Here is a 15,379-nt window from a genome sequence, read left to right as displayed (position 1 = left end):
TGGTGATGTTGAATGTCGCCGGAAGCGCGGATAGCTCTGCCGAGCGATAGAAAAACGGGTTGGTCGGGAACACATAAGACAGGTTCTGCGTCTCCGAATTGAAGAAGAACCTGTCAAATGCCGTGTTGGCCAGTGTCAGCGGATCATCCGTGTCATATTTCAGGCACTTCAAAACCGGGCCGACGCCCGGTTTGTAGCCAATAAATGTCTGGGTCATGTGAATATCCGCAGATCGGCTAAGTTGTCATAGCCGCGCATGATGAACTTGCCGTTGTTGGACTGGAGCACGTCGAAATACAGCGTTCCGAGACGGGCATTCTGAATGTAGACCTGCCCATTCTGCACAACGAACGGATAGGTGAAGGTGCCGTTATTGTTCGGATCGGCAATCGCGAACTGGTTGGACACAACAATGAACTGGCTACCCGTCGGGGTGACATTGATAAACCAGCCTGCCTGTTTCCAAGTGTCGCCTGTGTTGATGCGGGCGTAAGCCGATATTCTGGCCGATGTGCCACCGCCGCCAACCGTCGCCGTCATGCGCCAACCCGAGTTAGCCACCGTGCCGTCGACCGACGCGTTCACGTCAGTGATCGCATCTGCGACGGCTGTGTACTGCCCTTCGACATTATCCACTCGCGTGGACAGAAGCGTCACAACGCTTGCGTCTGCCTTGTCGTCAAGCTCGGCGTTCAACTGTGTCAGTTGCTGGACAATGGCGCTGTTGGGCCCGGTCGCTACATAGATATCTTCCGACCACGAAGCCCTTGCCTTGCCGTAGGTGCTGGCAAGCTCGCGGCGAAGCGACCGACTATCTGCATAACCGGCCAGCATGCCGTCAGCGGTCTTGGTGGCGTTTTCCTGAGCCTGGCGAAGCGCTTCGCGCCGGTCGTCGGTCATCCAGTTAATGAGGCCCTTCACGTCACCGTCGAGGCGCTCGTAATCAACCGGACCTCCCGAACGGGCCTTAAGCGTCGTGAAGGCAGTATTCGCTGACCACGCTACCGACCGGCCATTGTCCACGCGCAAGCGTGTCCGGACGAACCAATCAGTGAGCGAGGTCAGGCCTTCAGATAGAATGACGCTCGTTACATCCCATGTGACAAACCGTGTGAACACCTGCGAAGGATCGTTGGCAGGCCAATATTCTATGTTCACGCCAATGACCGAGATATCCTCGATGCTGTCCCACAGAAGTTGTGCAGCGGGCAGTTCGCCCTCCCCGTTCGAAACCACGATAAGGGGGATTACGTCGAAGTTCTGCACTTCAGACAGGTATTGCGGCGGTGGAATAACGATGATGTTCGGCGGGTTGGTCTCGTAGGCTGTCGGATCAAACACACCATTGCTGATCTGCTGCAAAGACAGCGAGATATCGCGAGCGCCATCAGTATTGATCCCGCCAAGCTGGCGCGTCAGAACCTGAAACGTGCGGTCGCCATACTTCTTGCTGTTCCAGCGAACCCACCGGCCTTCCTTGATCGTGTCGAGAAACTTCGGATGAACGACGATTTCTGCCGATGCCTGATAACGCGCACCACGGATCGCAATATCTGCAAGTCGGTCCACCTGCCGAACATCCGTGACAGCGGAATAAGGAATGGCACTGGCAAGCGTTTCCCTGTCCTCGGCCAATGCACCGGCATCGATACGGGTTGCCGCGTCCTTCGTCTCATAGAAATCATCTGGCGAGATATAGGACGCCGCGACTGTGTTGATGAGTTCCGTGCGCTTGCGCTTGACGCTGAAGCGCAACGCCGCACCACGCTTGATATCGTCATCGGTGATGGTTGCAACGATAGCCTGTGGAGCGCCCGCAATAGGAAATTCGCCGTCGACACGTTCCACCCACGAGCCGCACATGGCTTCTAGGATCGGCGTCAGGTTCGCGTCGTGGTTAGCGCCGGGGCCGTCCTTGGCAATCGCGTGGGCGCGATACCGCTTCGAACCGTCGACCATGAACTCGTCGCAGATGTTAGCGGCTTGGGTGTAGTCGCCCAGTGGCAGGCGGCTTGCGCGGACTGCTTTGCCGACCATTCGCTGAGTGCCATTGAAGAAACCGCGCTCCAGATTGTAAATCTGCACAACCGGATTATCGGAATATTCCCATGTGCTCTGATCTTCCCAGCGATGTCCGCCAGAGCCGCCAACTGTGCTGTCTTTGCGCCAGTCATAAAGCGGCGCGCCAACGACTTGGAACAGCAGCTTTGCTGGCGAGGTCAGGCCATCGCCATTCTTGCGAAGCTCTGAAAACACGATTGCATAGGCTACGCCTGCGCCGCGATGGTTTGCAGTCCAGCGACCCGCAGGTCGGGCATTATTGATCAGCGTCGGTTCTGCCTGCTGATCCATCGTGCCGTAGAAGAACTTGACGCGGACGTTATCATGATCGTCGCCGCTCGTGCCTTCGTTCGGCACAAGCCAGTAACCGTCAGCGTCTTGCACCGAAAGAACACGCCATTCGCCGTTGTATCGAACACGCGGCACGGACGTGATGCGAAAGCTCGACAGAACGAACACATCCTGAATGAGACGCCCGCCACTGCCGTAGCTGTTTCGGTAGATGTGATGGCCTTCGGTCGCACATGTGCCGAGAATGACCGAACGCGGGATATTCGAGCCGTATTGCGTTTCCAGTTCCGATGCACGGCTTTGCGTCTTGGGCGGGAAGAGTGCATTGAGCGCAAACTTTGCCGCGATCCCAAATGCTGTTTGGGCGATCCCGGCAAGGATCGGGCTTGCAGCAGCCCATGCGGCCACGCTCGATACAATGCCACCGATAGCGGTAAATATTGGTGCGAGAAATGGCATTCAAAAGCCTCATGCAGGCGCAACAAAATAGGCCCGCATTTGACGGACCTTCGAACGCGCAAATTTGATTGGAAGTGGTGGCTATTTCAGCTGGCGTTTGAGGCGGCGAAACTCGCGCTCGCAATCATCTGGATTTGTAAAGATCAGCAGTTTTGCGTCTTCGCCCTCGCCAAGTACAATCATCGTCTTCGATTTTATGATAATCATGATCACACCCCGACCCTGTAGGCCTGCTCGATATCGGTCACTGGAAAGAAAGCTAGGCCGCTGGGCTGCTTGACCGCGAACCCTGTGCCGCAGATAAACCCGGCCACATATTCATCATTGATGACCATCACGCCGACATCACCCCGGCGTGCCACGAGCCGATTGACCGGCTCAAGCTGGAGATAGTTCTCGAACACATCCTTGACATTCTCGCAGCCATTGGCGCGCATCTTGCGAGCTGCCCCGGCTTCCGTCTTGTACTTGCCGCGGAACTTCACAAGCGGGTCTTCCCCGGTTACGGCCTTGATCGCATCTGCCGCCGTCATCAGGCAGTCTGATACACCCCATTCCGGAGCGATAGAGACATGAGCAGTTGCCAAGTCTTCCAGCGCCCGATCCCAGCCGGGAACCCTAGCCGAACTTGATTTTGAAATACTCATTCTTGATCCTCGCTGCGTATTCGAACAGCATGTCGCCGGGGGAAACCAGCTGCTGATCCTCATGGGAGGCATAACGATAGCCCTCACGGAAATTGTCGATGGCTCCGGTTTCGATGTGACCTTCCAGCCAAACGTCCTCCCCCTCTTCACGATGATCGATATTGTCGATGTAGCCGTACCAAGTCGGCTCAGCGTGAAGGAAAGCGTTCGTGTCGGGATCGATATAGAAATCGTAGAAGGTGATCGGGCGGTTCTTGTAATCTTCCTGCTCGATCTGGCTGAGCTTATCCGGGGTCAGGCCGAAATCAGCGGCAGCGGGCAACTTCATCGTTATCGGTTGGGCCGCTGTACCGAGAGCATATTGCGGCTCATCGATATCGATCAGCGTGTTGCCGTTGTAGGTAAGGCCATTGTAGACGATGCTGCCTTTGCCGGCAAAAAAACCATATGTGCCCGTGCCGAACTCGGCCTTGACGGCAGAGGCGATTTTGCCCCTGCCCTCGTCGAGCAATTGCTGTAGACGTGCTGGGAAGGCCATTAGTTACCGCCAAATCATCGAAAGGGTGGATTGAACCGCGCCCAGGTGATATCTGGCCGGCATGATTAGAAGTGTTTGCATGTTGATTGTCGGTTTTGGTGCCTTGATCCAAGGTGTTCTTCGCCTTGGAAATCCAGCCCAAGCAGTAGAAAAAACAGGCTGGTTATATCAGCAGTTCGGAGACCAAGGCGTAGCTATCGGCATGATCGCCATGGGTGCCGTCGCATTGGTCATCGGGCCATTATGTTTAACAACACATGGATTCGCGCTATTCGTGCGCGACGACAGCGTTGATCTGCCTATCTCGGCACTTCAATGAGCTGAAACTTCGCAGTTGGCATCACACCATCCTCAACCTCGGTCGATCCGGGCACGATCCGGGTATTCAAGACTGGATCTTTGAACCGAACAGTTGCCCCGACTGCGATATAAGACGGGATGGGCGGTTCGACTGGAAGCGTGATCGACGCCCCCGCTGTGACATTGGCGGTCACCCGATGCAGACTGTGATAATCACCGGTGGTGAGCGAAATCAAATCGCCCTTCATCATGGCCAACCCAGCAGTAACACTACCGATAAGCAGCGTTTTCCCGTTCGTCACTGATGTAAGCGAACCATTATCAGCCGGAATGGCGCTATTTGGATTGCTCCAATAGGCACGAGGAAGCGATTGCTTTCCGAGAACCGTGTAAACAATCGTCTCCATGCCGTTCTGTGCCTGTGCGAGCCATCCTTCTAACTCGGCCAAGTCCTCATCATACATCGGCTGGGTTTCAATATTGACCGTCCACCACTCATCGCCGTTCTGGATCATAGATATGGCCCGTTCGCCATAACGAGACATGGAAATCGGCTTGTTAAGTCGTGGACGGCCAGCCTGATACTCGATGAAGTCAGGGAGGCTAATACTCATCTGACATAACCTCTTTGGCTGACCTGTCTCAAATCACGAGCTGCGCGAACGGCGCTGCTCTTGTCCCAACTCTTATTATTGGCCGCGATTTTCTGGTCGATCCGGCTATCGACTGCCGCAAGAGGATTCCCATCCTTGTCGAAGGAAATCTTTACATCGGTCGTGACGTTGACGTTTTGAGAGCTGCCGCCGCCTCCCCCAATCATCTTGACGGGGATGTGTCGGCCATCAGGCAGCGGAACTGCTGCTTCAGGGCCCGCTTCACCGAAGATCGCGGGTTTGTTGGTGACGCCGCCGTTAGCGAATAGGCCGATACTGCCTGATGCAAGAGCCCCGGATAGCTGAGTACTTTTAAACCCGCCTCCAAAACTTCCGCCGCCAAAAAATCCAGCCAGAGGGCCGCTGCCGAACAAAGCAGCCTGCGCAGCGGCAAGTGCCAGTTCGACGGCGAGACGCTTAACTGCGTCGGACGCCTTATCCGATCCATCTGCAATCGACAGGATCGCGTCGCCAATCATGTTTAAGCCGTTGTCCATTGCATGGACGAATTTTTCCTGAGCCTCTTTTGCTTGTTTGTCAGCTTCGGCAGCTGCCTTTGTGGCTGCTTCCTTCGCGTTGATCTTTTCGACAAGATCAGCAATCTTCTGCCCTTCAGCTGAATAGATATCGACATTAGCCTGGCGCAGCGCATTCTGAAGTCGCAATGATTGGGCGGACATTCCCATCGTACCGAGTTCAAACTGAAGGTTCTCAGTTACCCGCGAGATTGCCTTGGCTTGCCGATCTGCTTCACGTTCTGCATCGGAACGTCCTGACTTTGCCTTTTCCGGGGCAATGCTTTCCAAGTTAGGCCGCTGGCCGGGGGTCGGCATTTCCGACGCCCGAAGGCGCGCCAACGTGACTTGATATTCCTTCGCTGCTTTAATCCGGTTCTCAATGCTCCCATCTGCCGTCACTGCTCGATTATAGGCGTCCTGAGCTTGCTCCATATTGCTAAGCGTGGGGGCCGCTATCGATGCAAGGTCACGATACGCCTTCGTCAGGTCACTTATCTTCCCTACTTGTCCAGATGCTGTGTCTCCCAACTGAGCCACAATATTGGTTAGGGAAGCCAGTTTCCCTTGAACATCGCTTGCTGATCGCCCCGTTTCGATAATCTCTCGAACCAAGTCCCGGATCTGCTCCGGTGTCCCAGACTGTTGTTCAATCTCCACCATTCGATCGATAAACCGACGTACGTCAGGTTCACCACGTTGTATACTATCGTGAAGCTGCGCCATTGCGGACTGAACTTCGGCAATGACGTAAGTGGCGCCCTCAAACGATGATGCCGGAACCTGCCGGACTGTTTCGTACAGCGAGTTGGCCGCCTCACTTACAATCGTGCGATACTCTTGGATTTTCTGCTGGATATCGTATTCCAGTAAGGCCTTGCTTTTTCCGGAATATTGCTCTGCAGCAACCGCCGCGTCTCCGTATGCATCCCGTATTTCTCGAATAAGGGCCTCATGTCCCTTTAATGCATCATTTGCCGAACTTACGTTCTCGTCGACGCCAGTAAAGTACTGGACGGCAGATGCACCCATTGCAATTAGGCCAACCGTTACCAAGGAAACGGGGCTCACCATCGACACTAGTGCGGCGCCAAGCGACCGAATGATGCTTGTACCACTCCCCATGGTCTGTAGAACTTGGCTGATCTGGGTTCCTTGCTGAAGGGCCAACTGGAGCGGTGATTGACCGGCGGCGAGCATAACGCCGATATCATTGAACTGGGCAGCCAAGTTGGCGGTCTGGAACGAGCTTGCCTTTAAAGCGTCGGAATACTGGCGGGTATCGGTAGCGACCTTCTTGACGCTTGAGGAAACCTTCTGCGAACTCCTTGAAAGTCTATCCGCTGATGTTTCTGCGCGATCCGCAGCCCCGGACAATTTATTGAGCTCGGTTGAAGCGTCGGTAAGCGGTTTGGAATTGACCGCAAAACCAAGCGTGGCAATATCACCAGCCATTGAAACTGTCCTTTTATCTCGGGGGTATGATGAAACTTCACACAGCCGTTTTCAGTCTTACACTGGCTTTCAGCGGTGCGGCCAATGCTCAAATGTTCATCGACGACACATTCAAGGCCCTACCAAAAGACGCTCAATCAGCGATGACGGCAGCTATGGATGATAATTTTCGTGATCCTGAGGCGACAAAGTTCAAATCGCTGACATTTAGATCAATCGAAGGCGAAACGAACATCAACGGTGAACCCCTGCAGGGGTTCAATGTGTGCGGACTTGTAAACGCTAAGAATAAACAAGGCGGCTATGAAGGATACAAGAAATTCACATTCTCCAGCGAAAGCAAGAAATTCGCAATCGGCGGTAACTTCTGCAAATAAAAAGGGGAGCCAAGATCCCCTATTTACTTTACAACATCAGAAATAAAAATCCGATCTAGTTCGCCATCTTGGTATTGAGGCTTGCATTTTACCGCGATTGTATCGTGATTATCAAACGCACTGGTATAAGCGTTGTTAGGCGTTACAATTTGCGGGTCCGTTATTTTCCCATCAATCCGCTTGCGTATATCTGGATCATCTACAAGAGAGACTTTGCAGGTTTGGTTTATTCGATCCAGCTCTGTAATCTGAACTCGCCAAACTCTTTCCTCACCAATTTCAATCGGCTTTGCTTTCTCGATTTCATCACGATCCAATTGTCCTATCGGAAATGAGCCTGTGGAGACATGCCCAATCCGCATGAATTGAGCAGATAAACCAATAGGGCTTACGAGTTGCTTCGCCCCGGAATGGTTAGAAATAGCTACTCGCTCTACCATATCCATTGCGTGGCGTGCGGTATGCCCCATTTCTTCTAGAGCCTTGACAGCGACTTCATTGGATGTCTGCATTTCAGCTTTCCGTCCCGCCCATTTGCTAATGACGTAGTTTGTCATTCCTTCGACCGCCTTTGTCGCGGCTGTTTTGACGGCAGTTTCGATCAAAGGGAACATCGGAGTTGCAAGCGGTGTAGCTATTGCCGTAACCGCTATCCAAAACTCATAGCTTCCCGCCTGGGGTGGCAACCCCAGAACCCGGACATCGTTCTGTATTTCCTTTTTTGAAAACCGCCCAGCAAGAGCAACTTGGCCGCTCGCGGCAATAATCTTGGAAGCGCCTTGAAGTGAGGACGCCAACACGGACAGTTCAACCGCATTGTTATTAGCGTCCAGACCCTCAAATTTTATGCAGATTGGATCAATTTTCTCGATATTCATGCCCATCCCCAGTTACGGAAATAAAAGCATGAAATTTTAAAAACGCGAGTCCTAAAATCTCCATTTTTGGTTGAAGGTTAAAGGCGGCCCGTAGGCCGCTCCTTATGCTGGCAGTCTGCTCCGCCATCTAGCCGCCATTGGAACACGCGCTATAATCCCCCGAAAGAGGGAACCCACATGAAAGCACTTGTGATCACCTGTCTCGCGCTGTTCGTTCTTTCTGGTTGCGCCAGCAATAGGGCACCTGACCCTGAATACAAAGAAGTTCGCTGCAAGCAGTTGCTTAGCCGCGCCGAATACCCAGCGATCAGGGAAATCGAACGAGTACAGGCGAGAACAGAAGCAGCACAATTGGGCTGTTATCAGTAAGGCGTCATCATCTCGACACTCCGCTGCGACTCGGCTTTGATGGCCGGGTTAACAACGGGAGGTTTGAATGAAGCAGGTACGGCTACAAGCGACTGATCCAGTTCCAGGAATGGATATCGATCTCGTTGGCGCATACGGGTATGACAAAGACCCAAATGGCGCCGATTTACTCTGCGGTCACTGTGGCGAGGTCATGTTTGCTGCCCATCCATTATCTGGGCCGAACAGCATCCATATCGAAGGCATTAAATGTCCCTCTTGCGGCGGACAAAACACCCTCGACACCGCATCCTTGAAGTGAGAACGATCCTCTTATCGTTAGTTTCACAGCGGGCTGCTCGTCCACGTTGAACGTGATCTCGTGCAGCCCGTCTTTGATGCGGTCTATTCTGCTAAGAAGCCACGGTTTATTTTCCCCGGCCATGGTGTTCTCCATCGGGCTACCCCTTCTTTTTCTTGAAGCCACGTAACAGCGATGCAACTCCGTGTCCGTCACTGACCGGCGTTTCGTTCTGAATGTTCGTTTTGTTCTTCGCTCGCCTCATAGCAGCTTCGATTGCTCGAATATCGAGCCTCCGGATTGCGACCACTTGCCATTTTCGGAACGAAATCCCCATCAAACGGCCATATTCAGCGATTTCGGCATATGAGATAGGAACAAATCCCATCCCCGAAGGCCGAGTGGTGCTTAGGTCACAGAACCATTGCCACACCCGTTTCAGTTCTGGCGGCAAATCCTCAGCCTTTCGTCTGCCGTTTGGCTTTGCCATCATTTCGGCATATTTTGTCAGCCTGCCGATCAGCTCTTCGTAAAAAGGGCTTTGTTTTTCCCTGCAGCGATTACTTGCGAGAGAATGGAAGGATATTCGGTATAAACCTTCCGCACATTCTCCGCCGTGCATTCCGGCCCTTCGAAGGCAGCGGGGAACTTCCAAGAGATCGTCGCCGCTATTGCCTCCTCAAGATTGGCTGCATCGATTTCGGATAGCGTCATCGGCTTGACTGTCCCAGCTTCAACCCTGGAATCAAATATACTTTCAGCGATTTGACGACGACGCGAGCTGTCCGGACCAGCAATTCGAATTATAATTCCGCTGTCTTCACCAGCGTCATTGCGGATCGATATTTCTGTTCCTTTTTCGGATGCTTCCCGCGAAGCAAAGCCCGAAAAGTCAAACGTCTTCTTCATCTGTGAATTTCCTGTTGATACGTTTGTGGAGAAACGGTTGATAAGCTGTTGGGATTACGGGGTTCCGGCAGTGGCCTCTTGTTCAAAAATGGCGGTCGTAATGCCGAGATTGAAAGCCGTGGTGACCACATCATCAGCTTCGCCGTAGCTTTCCTTGGCCGACTGTACTAGCGCGTGAAAATAGAACTCGGTTGGAGTGCCGGTTTCATCTGGCGCATCGTTCGCGATGATGCGAATTGCGTAAGCCAGATTGGTCTTTTCAGCCGCTCGCAGCGCGATCTGACCTGCATCGAGCGGATCACGACCACAAACCAGAGCGAGAACGCCGGCATCGCGAGCGCCCTTGAGGTGGCGCACACGGGCGTCGGAAAGGCTCGTGAACGTGACGTCGTTCGCCTCATCGCCAAATTCGCCGAGATTCTGGACCTCGCCAACAGGCACGAACGTGAGCGCCTTATAGGCTGCAATGATCGCAGCTTCATTTGCACCGGTTACAGGAGTTGCAGGCCCGATAGCAATCGTAGAGCCCGAAGCAGTTGTAATCATGGGTCTTCTCCATATGAAAAAAGCCCCGTATCGGGGCTGTTAACGGCTCAGGCCGGATCAAAGTTATGCGAAACAGTCGTATGAGATCGTCACCGGCACTTGCCAGTGCGTCTCATCGCTGAACCCCTGTGCGATGTCAGGTGCCTTGGTGATGCGGACGGTCAATCCGTCTTTCGGCAGCTTAAGGTCAGTCGGGAAGTGTTCGGCCACCTTCCCTGCTTTCTCGGTGGACTTCGTTGCCCCACCGTTCAGAGGGAGGAACACATCTATCTGAAGAATGCCCCGCCTTTGATGAGGCTCAGTTGACCCGACAAACCGCCGTCGCGAAGTGTTCGGCACATGCGTCACACGCAAATATCCCGTAGCGGGTCGCTGGAACGCGATGTTCGGCCAAGCGACCGGAAGCGCAGGATTAAGCACCAAAGACGCAACGCGCTCGAATAGAGCGTTTTCTATACTCTTCTCGATCGTCATGTCAGAGCTTGAGCCTTTGCTTCACTTCTTTGGCTTTGGCGGCAACGATTTCTTCCCACCGCTGACCGATGAGCGTTACCCACGGACGCGGAGCCGCGCCCTTGGCACCATAGTGGACATATGCCGCGTAGTTGGCGGTGTAGCCGAGATAGATGGTATCTCCGAGGTCCGCGCTATTGATGACCAGGATGACTGGCTGCAGATCAGGCGGAACCGACCCGCCGGGATTGTCTCGATACAGCCTTGGCATGGCTTCACGTGACGCCATCAGAGAGGCACGAAGAAAGCCGGTTCGCCTGTAATTCTCAGATGATGGCTGGTCATAGACCATGTCCGACAGAAGTTTGTCCATCTGACTGACGAGCTCTTGCGCGCTCTCTTTAAACACGACTTCAAGCGCGCCATCGACTTTAACGGCCCACTGCCCGACGGTTGCGGCAAAAGACTTGGCCATTATTCCACCAACTGAGCGACGAAATCGATCTTGTATTCGGCCACGCACTTGCATCCGATCTTGTGCCGGGCCGGAATGCCTGGAGCATGCGGATACATGATCAAGGTGCCGTCTTGCGCGACGAATGGTTGGTCATACCTGACCTTCTGTCCTCGCATCGCAACATGCTGCGCTCGCGGGTGCTCCTGCGGTGTGTGTCGCCAAGTCTTGGTGACGATGTCTGCCGAGAGATTTCCGTTATCGATCTGCTGGCGAAAGGCGATGTCTTTTGCCGCTGCCATCGCATCGAATGTTTCATTCAGGGCGATCGTGTCGGCCCGAAGCTTCAGCAGGCCTGCACTATAACGATTGACGATCCTGTCCACGACCTCCGCCGGCAATGGTGTTTGTTCCTTAAGAGCTTTCGTCACCGTTCGGTCAAATCGCTTGTCTCGCCGGCCGCGCTCCAGATAGTTCCGCAACAGCGCAGGATCGCCGGAAAGAAGCTCGTCACGAGCGCTCTGAACGAACCGGGCCTGTGCTGCCGTCAGACCGATAATCCCGCCTTCTCGCGTTCCAGTAGCCCGGGTTACTGGCCCAACGATAGCCTTGGCGGCCTTCGTTGGGTTGTCGCCGCTAGCAAGGCTGTCCGTCAGGGCGGCACGGATGCTTTCGACCTGATCAGCTACAATTCCTGAAACGAGACTGGCCGAATGATCGCGTAGCCAGTTTTCAGCGACTATGTTTCGCGCATCCCATCGAATAACAACGGTATGGCCTTCCGGGTCCTTGAATACCGGCATGTTCGAAACGGTATCGACCCCGCCCGCGTTGAATGCCTGTCGAAGAGCCTCTTCGAGCGGATTGAATGCCGATTCTTCGATAAACATTGCATCAATCGCGCCCGCGATATCGCCCTTCTCCAGCCGTTCAACGATCCGGCGAAGCACGATATTAGAACGGATATCATCCACGGCGGCCATGAACGCGGCGCGCAGGATCGGTTCATACGTCGCGATAAGCGCGTCAAATTGCTCACGTGGACTTAGACGCTTCAGCATGTTTCACCCTTGATAGTTATGGCGATGCCCATACAACTGTTGCGTCAAAACCAACGGGGGCTACACATGGCACTGACCTATTATTCGGATATCGAGAAGAACAAGCTTCACGCTCGCGCTGTCCAGATTTACGCAATACTCATCTCGGCAGCTCACAACCGACAAACACTGACATACGGTATGGTCGCCGATCTATTGGATTATAAGGGCGCGGGAGTACTCGATCGCCAACTCGGTTTGATCATGAATTGGTGCGCAGATAACGATCTTCCGCCGCTTACCGTTCTGGTTGTGAACTCCGAAACTGGTTTGCCCGGAGAGGGCCTTGTACGCATCAATGAACTTCATTCGGATCGTGAACTGGTTTTCAACTACCCTTGGTTTGCGTTGGTGCCACCATCTATCGAGGAACTCGCTGACTACGGCGCATTGCGATAGTAAACCGCTCAAACTCGTGCTTGCAGTTCGAAATAAACGACAGTTCCCGCCGGATTAAGCGGCTTTGCTTCGACAATCGTGCTTACAACCCCGCCGATGATGACCTTGTCGGTTGTCGTCGGCTGGATCGTCAGGCCCTTTGTGGCAACGTAGACCTTATTATCCGTCGACTTGATCAGCGTCCCGTCTATATCCTTCTGGTCATATTCCAGCGCAACAAGAGTGCACGGATAGTCCGTATCGCTCGTTCCGGGGTTCCATGGATCGCCGGATGTCTCGGTACGCCGGATAGCGCCAGTCTGTCCAAACTTGTCGATTAGCTTATTCGCGGTCTGAACAGACCGGGCATAGTTGAACTTGGCCATTAGCCCACCGATTTCAGCCAGAGACAGGTTGCATCCAGATCGCGCAGGTACGGTGCGAGCATGCCATCAACTGTCGAGATTAACGGTGTAAGGAACGATGCTGTGCCATCAGACTGAGCATTTGCATACTGAACTTCTAGATCGCCGACCTTCTCGCGAACTACCGCAGAAGAGGAAGAACCTGTATTGTTCAGACTGCCTGGATTAACTGCTTCCTCATAGGCAGCGTAGAAAGAGGCATAAACTACCGCCTGCGGGATTACGTCAGAAGGTATCGCCGTGCCTCTGAGTGACGCACCTATGCGAGGCCAAGCCCGTTCCTGATCGAATGTGGCGATACGACCTATGAAGCGGTCACCATAGACGGCATCAATGTAAAGACTGCCACGCTGACGAAGAACGGCAAGCGACGGCGCATCATCGGGCAAGGTATATCCGTTATCAGTTAGCCATGACTGGAACTGATCGTCTGTGCCGTAGCCTGCCATGTTCGTTATTCCGCCAGTTTCGCGTCAATCAGTTCCTGAAGCTTTCCATTCGAGATGTTTTTGGCGTACTCGATGCCAAGCTCATCCGCCTGCTTCTTCAGTTCTTCCCGTTCACCCTGACTGGGATTGGTGATTGCGGCCTTACCTTCACCGTCTCCGACAATGACTTCATATCGACCGGCCCAGCCCTTCGGCTCTTCCTTCACGGTCACCTCAGTGCCGACCGGGACTTCACCCTTGGCGCCAAAGATGCCCGGCTTCGTGATTTTCACACGCATGCTCTGTTCCTTCCTGAAAGAGAACGCCCGGCACTAAGGCCGGGCTGGTTCATCAGTTGACCACAGTGGAGTAGAAGACGCCGGTTTTGCCGTTGTAATCGGCCCGGATTTCCAGACCCATCGCGCCCATGATGAGGAACTGATAGTTGTCGGTCGGGTTCTGGCGAACCTTGGCGGTCGTATTCACGGCCATGCCGACAATCGGACGGATGAATTCCGAGTTCGGGACAAAGCCGAAGAACTCATTTCCGCTCAGCTCATAAGTCACCACGATCTTGTTGATGCGGCGATTCGTGAGCAGGTAGGAGAGCAGAGTGCCACCCTTGAACCCGGTCGAGCCCGAATACGACTTGTCGAAGTTCCGCCCGATCTCTGGCGAGATATACAGATTGACCTTGCCCGTGATCAGGTTGTCATCGAGCACTCCGCCGAGAACCTGAGTGATGAAGTTGTCAACATCATCAGAGCCTGCAGTCGTCAGATCGATGTTGGCGCCGCCGGCAGCCGAGCCAAGGTTGATGGCCTTGGAGAACGGCGAGGTACGGATACCGTAGCCCGAATAACCCTGCACAGTGATGGTAGGATCACCATCAAGGGCATACAGAGCCATATCGCGGCGGATTTTGGCGGTATGTGCTTCCTGATCGTCCGACAGAGCGTCAAAGTTTTCAGACTGCAGCGTGTTCCATTCCCGCCATTCACGACCATACGCGGTCGAGAAGATCGGAACCGGCGTACCTCGATAGTCATAGGTGACTTTGTCCAGAGGGACTGGCACCTGACCAGACAACGAGCGAACAACCGTACCGGCATCCGAAGATACGCGGTTCAGGTGAACGAGCTTGCCGATGTTAACCGCCTTTGCGAGAGGCATCAGATCAGCCATGTAAGCCTGACCTTCGTCGTTGCGCATGACGCGGCGGGTAATGCTGTCGAGCTCAAGCCAGGCATCACGTGGCAGCACCGCAGCCTGATTGCGCACGGCAGCAAGCTGGTCTTCAGCATTGTGGAACCAAGCACGGTCCGCCGAGACTTCATCCCACCAACCGGCGTGAATACGCGAGTTGCTGAGAAGCTGGGAGGAGAAGTAACGCATGTGGTGTAACTCCCTTATGCCGCGGCCAGATGGCCCTTGGCTGCGCGTACACGCACAAGCTGGTCCGATCCGGTCGTGTTGTTGTAAGCCTCTTCAGCGATCGCGATGATGCGATTGCCAGCGGCAGCGAGAACGAAACGACCAGTGGCGTTCGTGGTTAGTTCAGCACCCTTGGCGACGTTGGTGCCAGTCGGTACGCGGACGTTAAAGAACTGCTCATCGAGCATTTCCATGCCGATCATGCGATCATTGGCAGACCACGCATCATCCACGCCCTTGAGGACAAGGTAATTGTCCTGAGCGATGAACACCTTTTCATTGGTGGATGCGCCGGCGATGGCAAAGCCGCCTGTGCCATTCAGCACAACGGCAAGACCCGGAAGCGTTGCAGCGGCTGCAATGCCTTCCTGAACCTGCGGAGTTGCCTCGGTGAACGGGCCAGCGAAAATCTTGTTATAGCGGGCCATG

24 protein-coding genes are annotated in these 15,379 nt (G+C 54.1%); 5 read left to right on the top strand and 19 right to left on the bottom strand.

The features are described from left to right. The 5 genes from ABWW11_RS05295 to ABWW11_RS05275 all read right to left on the bottom strand — a co-directional run. Nucleotides 1–217: hypothetical protein (locus tag ABWW11_RS05295; RefSeq protein WP_353409241.1), on the bottom strand; the 217-nt coding region annotated here is incomplete at its 3' end. Further along, nucleotides 214–2,811, bottom strand: a complete 2,598-nt coding sequence (locus tag ABWW11_RS05290; RefSeq protein ID WP_353409238.1) for a phage tail tip fiber protein — start codon at nucleotides 2,809–2,811, stop codon at nucleotides 214–216. The genes ABWW11_RS05295 and ABWW11_RS05290, both read right to left, overlap by 4 nt. Nucleotides 2,812–2,892: 81 nt before the next feature. Next, nucleotides 2,893–3,018: a hypothetical protein gene (locus ABWW11_RS05285; protein WP_319081301.1), complete on the bottom strand. Its 126-nt coding sequence runs from the start codon at nucleotides 3,016–3,018 to the stop codon at nucleotides 2,893–2,895. A 2-nt stretch (nucleotides 3,019–3,020) separates the two neighbouring features. Beyond that, nucleotides 3,021–3,458, bottom strand: a complete 438-nt coding sequence (locus ABWW11_RS05280; RefSeq protein WP_319081299.1) for a DUF6950 family protein — start codon at nucleotides 3,456–3,458, stop codon at nucleotides 3,021–3,023. After that, on the bottom strand, nucleotides 3,430–3,996 hold the full coding sequence (locus ABWW11_RS05275; protein ID WP_353409234.1) for a hypothetical protein: 567 nt from the start codon (nucleotides 3,994–3,996) through the stop codon (nucleotides 3,430–3,432). The genes ABWW11_RS05280 and ABWW11_RS05275 overlap by 29 nt, the downstream gene beginning before the upstream one ends. Nucleotides 3,997–4,075: 79 nt before the next feature. Here ABWW11_RS05275 and ABWW11_RS05270 point away from each other — a divergent pair, with 79 nt between their 5' ends. Then, a complete protein-coding gene (locus tag ABWW11_RS05270) occupies nucleotides 4,076–4,315 on the top strand; it encodes a hypothetical protein (protein ID WP_353409231.1) in 240 nt (79 codons plus the stop codon). Here ABWW11_RS05270 and ABWW11_RS05265 read toward each other — a convergent pair. Together ABWW11_RS05265 and ABWW11_RS05260 are read right to left on the bottom strand one after the other, a co-directional pair. Next, the gene (locus ABWW11_RS05265; RefSeq protein ID WP_319080328.1) at nucleotides 4,296–4,910 is read right to left on the bottom strand and encodes a hypothetical protein; all 615 of its coding nucleotides are present in this window, start codon (nucleotides 4,908–4,910) and stop codon (nucleotides 4,296–4,298) included. The genes ABWW11_RS05270 and ABWW11_RS05265 overlap by 20 nt on opposite strands. Next, the gene (locus ABWW11_RS05260; RefSeq protein ID WP_319080329.1) at nucleotides 4,907–6,919 is read right to left on the bottom strand and encodes a phage tail length tape measure family protein; all 2,013 of its coding nucleotides are present in this window, start codon (nucleotides 6,917–6,919) and stop codon (nucleotides 4,907–4,909) included. Before ABWW11_RS05260 ends, ABWW11_RS05265 begins: the two co-directional genes overlap by 4 nt. 29 nt (nucleotides 6,920–6,948) lie before the next feature. Here ABWW11_RS05260 and ABWW11_RS05255 point away from each other — a divergent pair, with 29 nt between their 5' ends. Beyond that, the gene (locus tag ABWW11_RS05255) at nucleotides 6,949–7,296 is read left to right on the top strand and encodes a hypothetical protein (protein ID WP_319080330.1); all 348 of its coding nucleotides are present in this window, start codon (nucleotides 6,949–6,951) and stop codon (nucleotides 7,294–7,296) included. 23 nt (nucleotides 7,297–7,319) lie between these two features. Here the strand turns inward: ABWW11_RS05255 and ABWW11_RS05250 are convergent, their stop codons facing one another. Beyond that, nucleotides 7,320–8,174: a DUF7946 domain-containing protein gene (locus ABWW11_RS05250; protein WP_319080331.1), complete on the bottom strand. Its 855-nt coding sequence runs from the start codon at nucleotides 8,172–8,174 to the stop codon at nucleotides 7,320–7,322. Nucleotides 8,175–8,351: 177 nt separating this feature from the next. Here ABWW11_RS05250 and ABWW11_RS05245 point away from each other — a divergent pair, with 177 nt between their 5' ends. Next, the gene (locus ABWW11_RS05245; RefSeq protein ID WP_319080332.1) at nucleotides 8,352–8,543 is read left to right on the top strand and encodes a hypothetical protein; all 192 of its coding nucleotides are present in this window, start codon (nucleotides 8,352–8,354) and stop codon (nucleotides 8,541–8,543) included. Nucleotides 8,544–8,610: 67 nt separating this feature from the next. Continuing rightward, complete coding sequence (locus ABWW11_RS05240) at nucleotides 8,611–8,844, top strand: hypothetical protein (RefSeq protein WP_319080333.1); 234 nt, start codon at nucleotides 8,611–8,613, stop codon at nucleotides 8,842–8,844. Nucleotides 8,845–8,983: 139 nt separating this feature from the next. On the opposite strand, the gene ABWW11_RS05235 is transcribed toward ABWW11_RS05240, so the two are convergent. From ABWW11_RS05235 to ABWW11_RS05210, 6 genes are all read right to left on the bottom strand, one after another. Next, complete coding sequence (locus tag ABWW11_RS05235) at nucleotides 8,984–9,316, bottom strand: phage tail assembly chaperone (protein ID WP_319080334.1); 333 nt, start codon at nucleotides 9,314–9,316, stop codon at nucleotides 8,984–8,986. 26 nt (nucleotides 9,317–9,342) lie between these two features. Next, a complete protein-coding gene (locus ABWW11_RS05230; protein WP_319080335.1) occupies nucleotides 9,343–9,732 on the bottom strand; it encodes a hypothetical protein in 390 nt (129 codons plus the stop codon). A 54-nt stretch (nucleotides 9,733–9,786) separates the two neighbouring features. Beyond that, a complete protein-coding gene (locus ABWW11_RS05225; protein WP_319080336.1) occupies nucleotides 9,787–10,278 on the bottom strand; it encodes a phage tail tube protein in 492 nt (163 codons plus the stop codon). 63 nt (nucleotides 10,279–10,341) lie between these two features. Continuing rightward, complete coding sequence (locus ABWW11_RS05220; RefSeq protein ID WP_319080337.1) at nucleotides 10,342–10,752, bottom strand: DUF4128 domain-containing protein; 411 nt, start codon at nucleotides 10,750–10,752, stop codon at nucleotides 10,342–10,344. A 1-nt stretch (nucleotide 10,753) separates the two neighbouring features. Continuing rightward, entirely contained in the window at nucleotides 10,754–11,206 is a 453-nt protein-coding gene (locus tag ABWW11_RS05215) for an HK97 gp10 family phage protein (RefSeq protein WP_319080338.1), read from the bottom strand. After that, nucleotides 11,206–12,246 carry a putative phage head morphogenesis protein gene (locus tag ABWW11_RS05210; protein WP_319080339.1) on the bottom strand — a complete coding sequence of 347 codons (1,041 nt, stop codon included), beginning with the start codon at nucleotides 12,244–12,246 and terminating at the stop codon, nucleotides 11,206–11,208. Before ABWW11_RS05210 ends, ABWW11_RS05215 begins: the two co-directional genes overlap by 1 nt. 66 nt (nucleotides 12,247–12,312) lie before the next feature. Here ABWW11_RS05210 and ABWW11_RS05205 point away from each other — a divergent pair, with 66 nt between their 5' ends. Continuing rightward, a complete protein-coding gene (locus ABWW11_RS05205; protein ID WP_319080340.1) occupies nucleotides 12,313–12,684 on the top strand; it encodes a hypothetical protein in 372 nt (123 codons plus the stop codon). Between the two features lie 8 nt (nucleotides 12,685–12,692). On the opposite strand, the gene ABWW11_RS05200 is transcribed toward ABWW11_RS05205, so the two are convergent. Genes ABWW11_RS05200 through ABWW11_RS05180 form a run of 5 tightly spaced genes read right to left on the bottom strand, consistent with a single transcriptional unit; the run spans nucleotide 12,693 to nucleotide 15,378 of the window. Next, nucleotides 12,693–13,049, bottom strand: coding sequence for a hypothetical protein (locus tag ABWW11_RS05200; RefSeq protein ID WP_319080341.1), 357 nt, complete (start codon nucleotides 13,047–13,049; stop codon nucleotides 12,693–12,695). After that, nucleotides 13,049–13,537: a DnaT-like ssDNA-binding protein gene (locus ABWW11_RS05195; RefSeq protein WP_319080342.1), complete on the bottom strand. Its 489-nt coding sequence runs from the start codon at nucleotides 13,535–13,537 to the stop codon at nucleotides 13,049–13,051. The genes ABWW11_RS05200 and ABWW11_RS05195 overlap by 1 nt, the downstream gene beginning before the upstream one ends. 5 nt (nucleotides 13,538–13,542) lie before the next feature. Then, nucleotides 13,543–13,815 (bottom strand): hypothetical protein, encoded by a 273-nt coding sequence (locus tag ABWW11_RS05190; RefSeq protein ID WP_319080343.1) that lies wholly within the window; start codon nucleotides 13,813–13,815, stop codon nucleotides 13,543–13,545. 52 nt (nucleotides 13,816–13,867) lie between these two features. Then, the gene (locus ABWW11_RS05185; RefSeq protein ID WP_319080344.1) at nucleotides 13,868–14,911 is read right to left on the bottom strand and encodes a major capsid protein; all 1,044 of its coding nucleotides are present in this window, start codon (nucleotides 14,909–14,911) and stop codon (nucleotides 13,868–13,870) included. Nucleotides 14,912–14,925: 14 nt separating this feature from the next. Then, nucleotides 14,926–15,378 carry a hypothetical protein gene (locus ABWW11_RS05180; RefSeq protein ID WP_319080345.1) on the bottom strand — a complete coding sequence of 151 codons (453 nt, stop codon included), beginning with the start codon at nucleotides 15,376–15,378 and terminating at the stop codon, nucleotides 14,926–14,928. Between the last annotated feature and the right edge of the window lies 1 nt (nucleotide 15,379).

It is taken from the genome of Brucella sp. NBRC 113783, assembly GCF_040372265.1.
Lineage (GTDB): Bacteria > Pseudomonadota > Alphaproteobacteria > Rhizobiales > Rhizobiaceae > Brucella > Brucella teleogrylli.
Note: the sequence above shows the minus strand (reverse complement) of the source record. Positions and strands in the feature narration are given on the sequence as shown.

What these genes read in the sequence shown, in the direction of transcription:
- ABWW11_RS05250 (WP_319080331.1), bottom strand. Translation starts at nt 8,174, where the DNA reads ATGAATATCGAGAAAATTGATCCAATCTGCATAAAATTTGAGGGTCTG.
- ABWW11_RS05215 (WP_319080338.1), bottom strand. Translation starts at nt 11,206, where the DNA reads ATGGCCAAGTCTTTTGCCGCAACCGTCGGGCAGTGGGCCGTTAAAGTC.
- ABWW11_RS05255 (WP_319080330.1), top strand. Translation starts at nt 6,949, where the DNA reads ATGAAACTTCACACAGCCGTTTTCAGTCTTACACTGGCTTTCAGCGGT.
- ABWW11_RS05260 (WP_319080329.1), bottom strand. Translation starts at nt 6,919, where the DNA reads ATGGCTGGTGATATTGCCACGCTTGGTTTTGCGGTCAATTCCAAACCG.
- ABWW11_RS05245 (WP_319080332.1), top strand. Translation starts at nt 8,352, where the DNA reads ATGAAAGCACTTGTGATCACCTGTCTCGCGCTGTTCGTTCTTTCTGGT.
- ABWW11_RS05270 (WP_353409231.1), top strand. Translation starts at nt 4,076, where the DNA reads ATGTTGATTGTCGGTTTTGGTGCCTTGATCCAAGGTGTTCTTCGCCTT.
- ABWW11_RS05265 (WP_319080328.1), bottom strand. Translation starts at nt 4,910, where the DNA reads ATGAGTATTAGCCTCCCTGACTTCATCGAGTATCAGGCTGGCCGTCCA.
- ABWW11_RS05280 (WP_319081299.1), bottom strand. Translation starts at nt 3,458, where the DNA reads ATGAGTATTTCAAAATCAAGTTCGGCTAGGGTTCCCGGCTGGGATCGG.
- ABWW11_RS05220 (WP_319080337.1), bottom strand. Translation starts at nt 10,752, where the DNA reads ATGACGATCGAGAAGAGTATAGAAAACGCTCTATTCGAGCGCGTTGCG.
- ABWW11_RS05285 (WP_319081301.1), bottom strand. Translation starts at nt 3,018, where the DNA reads ATGATTATCATAAAATCGAAGACGATGATTGTACTTGGCGAGGGCGAA.
- ABWW11_RS05240 (WP_319080333.1), top strand. Translation starts at nt 8,611, where the DNA reads ATGAAGCAGGTACGGCTACAAGCGACTGATCCAGTTCCAGGAATGGAT.
- ABWW11_RS05290 (WP_353409238.1), bottom strand. Translation starts at nt 2,811, where the DNA reads ATGCCATTTCTCGCACCAATATTTACCGCTATCGGTGGCATTGTATCG.
- ABWW11_RS05180 (WP_319080345.1), bottom strand. Translation starts at nt 15,378, where the DNA reads ATGGCCCGCTATAACAAGATTTTCGCTGGCCCGTTCACCGAGGCAACT.
- ABWW11_RS05190 (WP_319080343.1), bottom strand. Translation starts at nt 13,815, where the DNA reads ATGCGTGTGAAAATCACGAAGCCGGGCATCTTTGGCGCCAAGGGTGAA.
- ABWW11_RS05195 (WP_319080342.1), bottom strand. Translation starts at nt 13,537, where the DNA reads ATGGCAGGCTACGGCACAGACGATCAGTTCCAGTCATGGCTAACTGAT.
- ABWW11_RS05225 (WP_319080336.1), bottom strand. Translation starts at nt 10,278, where the DNA reads ATGATTACAACTGCTTCGGGCTCTACGATTGCTATCGGGCCTGCAACT.
- ABWW11_RS05210 (WP_319080339.1), bottom strand. Translation starts at nt 12,246, where the DNA reads ATGCTGAAGCGTCTAAGTCCACGTGAGCAATTTGACGCGCTTATCGCG.
- ABWW11_RS05205 (WP_319080340.1), top strand. Translation starts at nt 12,313, where the DNA reads ATGGCACTGACCTATTATTCGGATATCGAGAAGAACAAGCTTCACGCT.
- ABWW11_RS05235 (WP_319080334.1), bottom strand. Translation starts at nt 9,316, where the DNA reads ATGATGGCAAAGCCAAACGGCAGACGAAAGGCTGAGGATTTGCCGCCA.
- ABWW11_RS05185 (WP_319080344.1), bottom strand. Translation starts at nt 14,911, where the DNA reads ATGCGTTACTTCTCCTCCCAGCTTCTCAGCAACTCGCGTATTCACGCC.
- ABWW11_RS05200 (WP_319080341.1), bottom strand. Translation starts at nt 13,049, where the DNA reads ATGGCCAAGTTCAACTATGCCCGGTCTGTTCAGACCGCGAATAAGCTA.
- ABWW11_RS05275 (WP_353409234.1), bottom strand. Translation starts at nt 3,996, where the DNA reads ATGGCCTTCCCAGCACGTCTACAGCAATTGCTCGACGAGGGCAGGGGC.
- ABWW11_RS05230 (WP_319080335.1), bottom strand. Translation starts at nt 9,732, where the DNA reads ATGAAGAAGACGTTTGACTTTTCGGGCTTTGCTTCGCGGGAAGCATCC.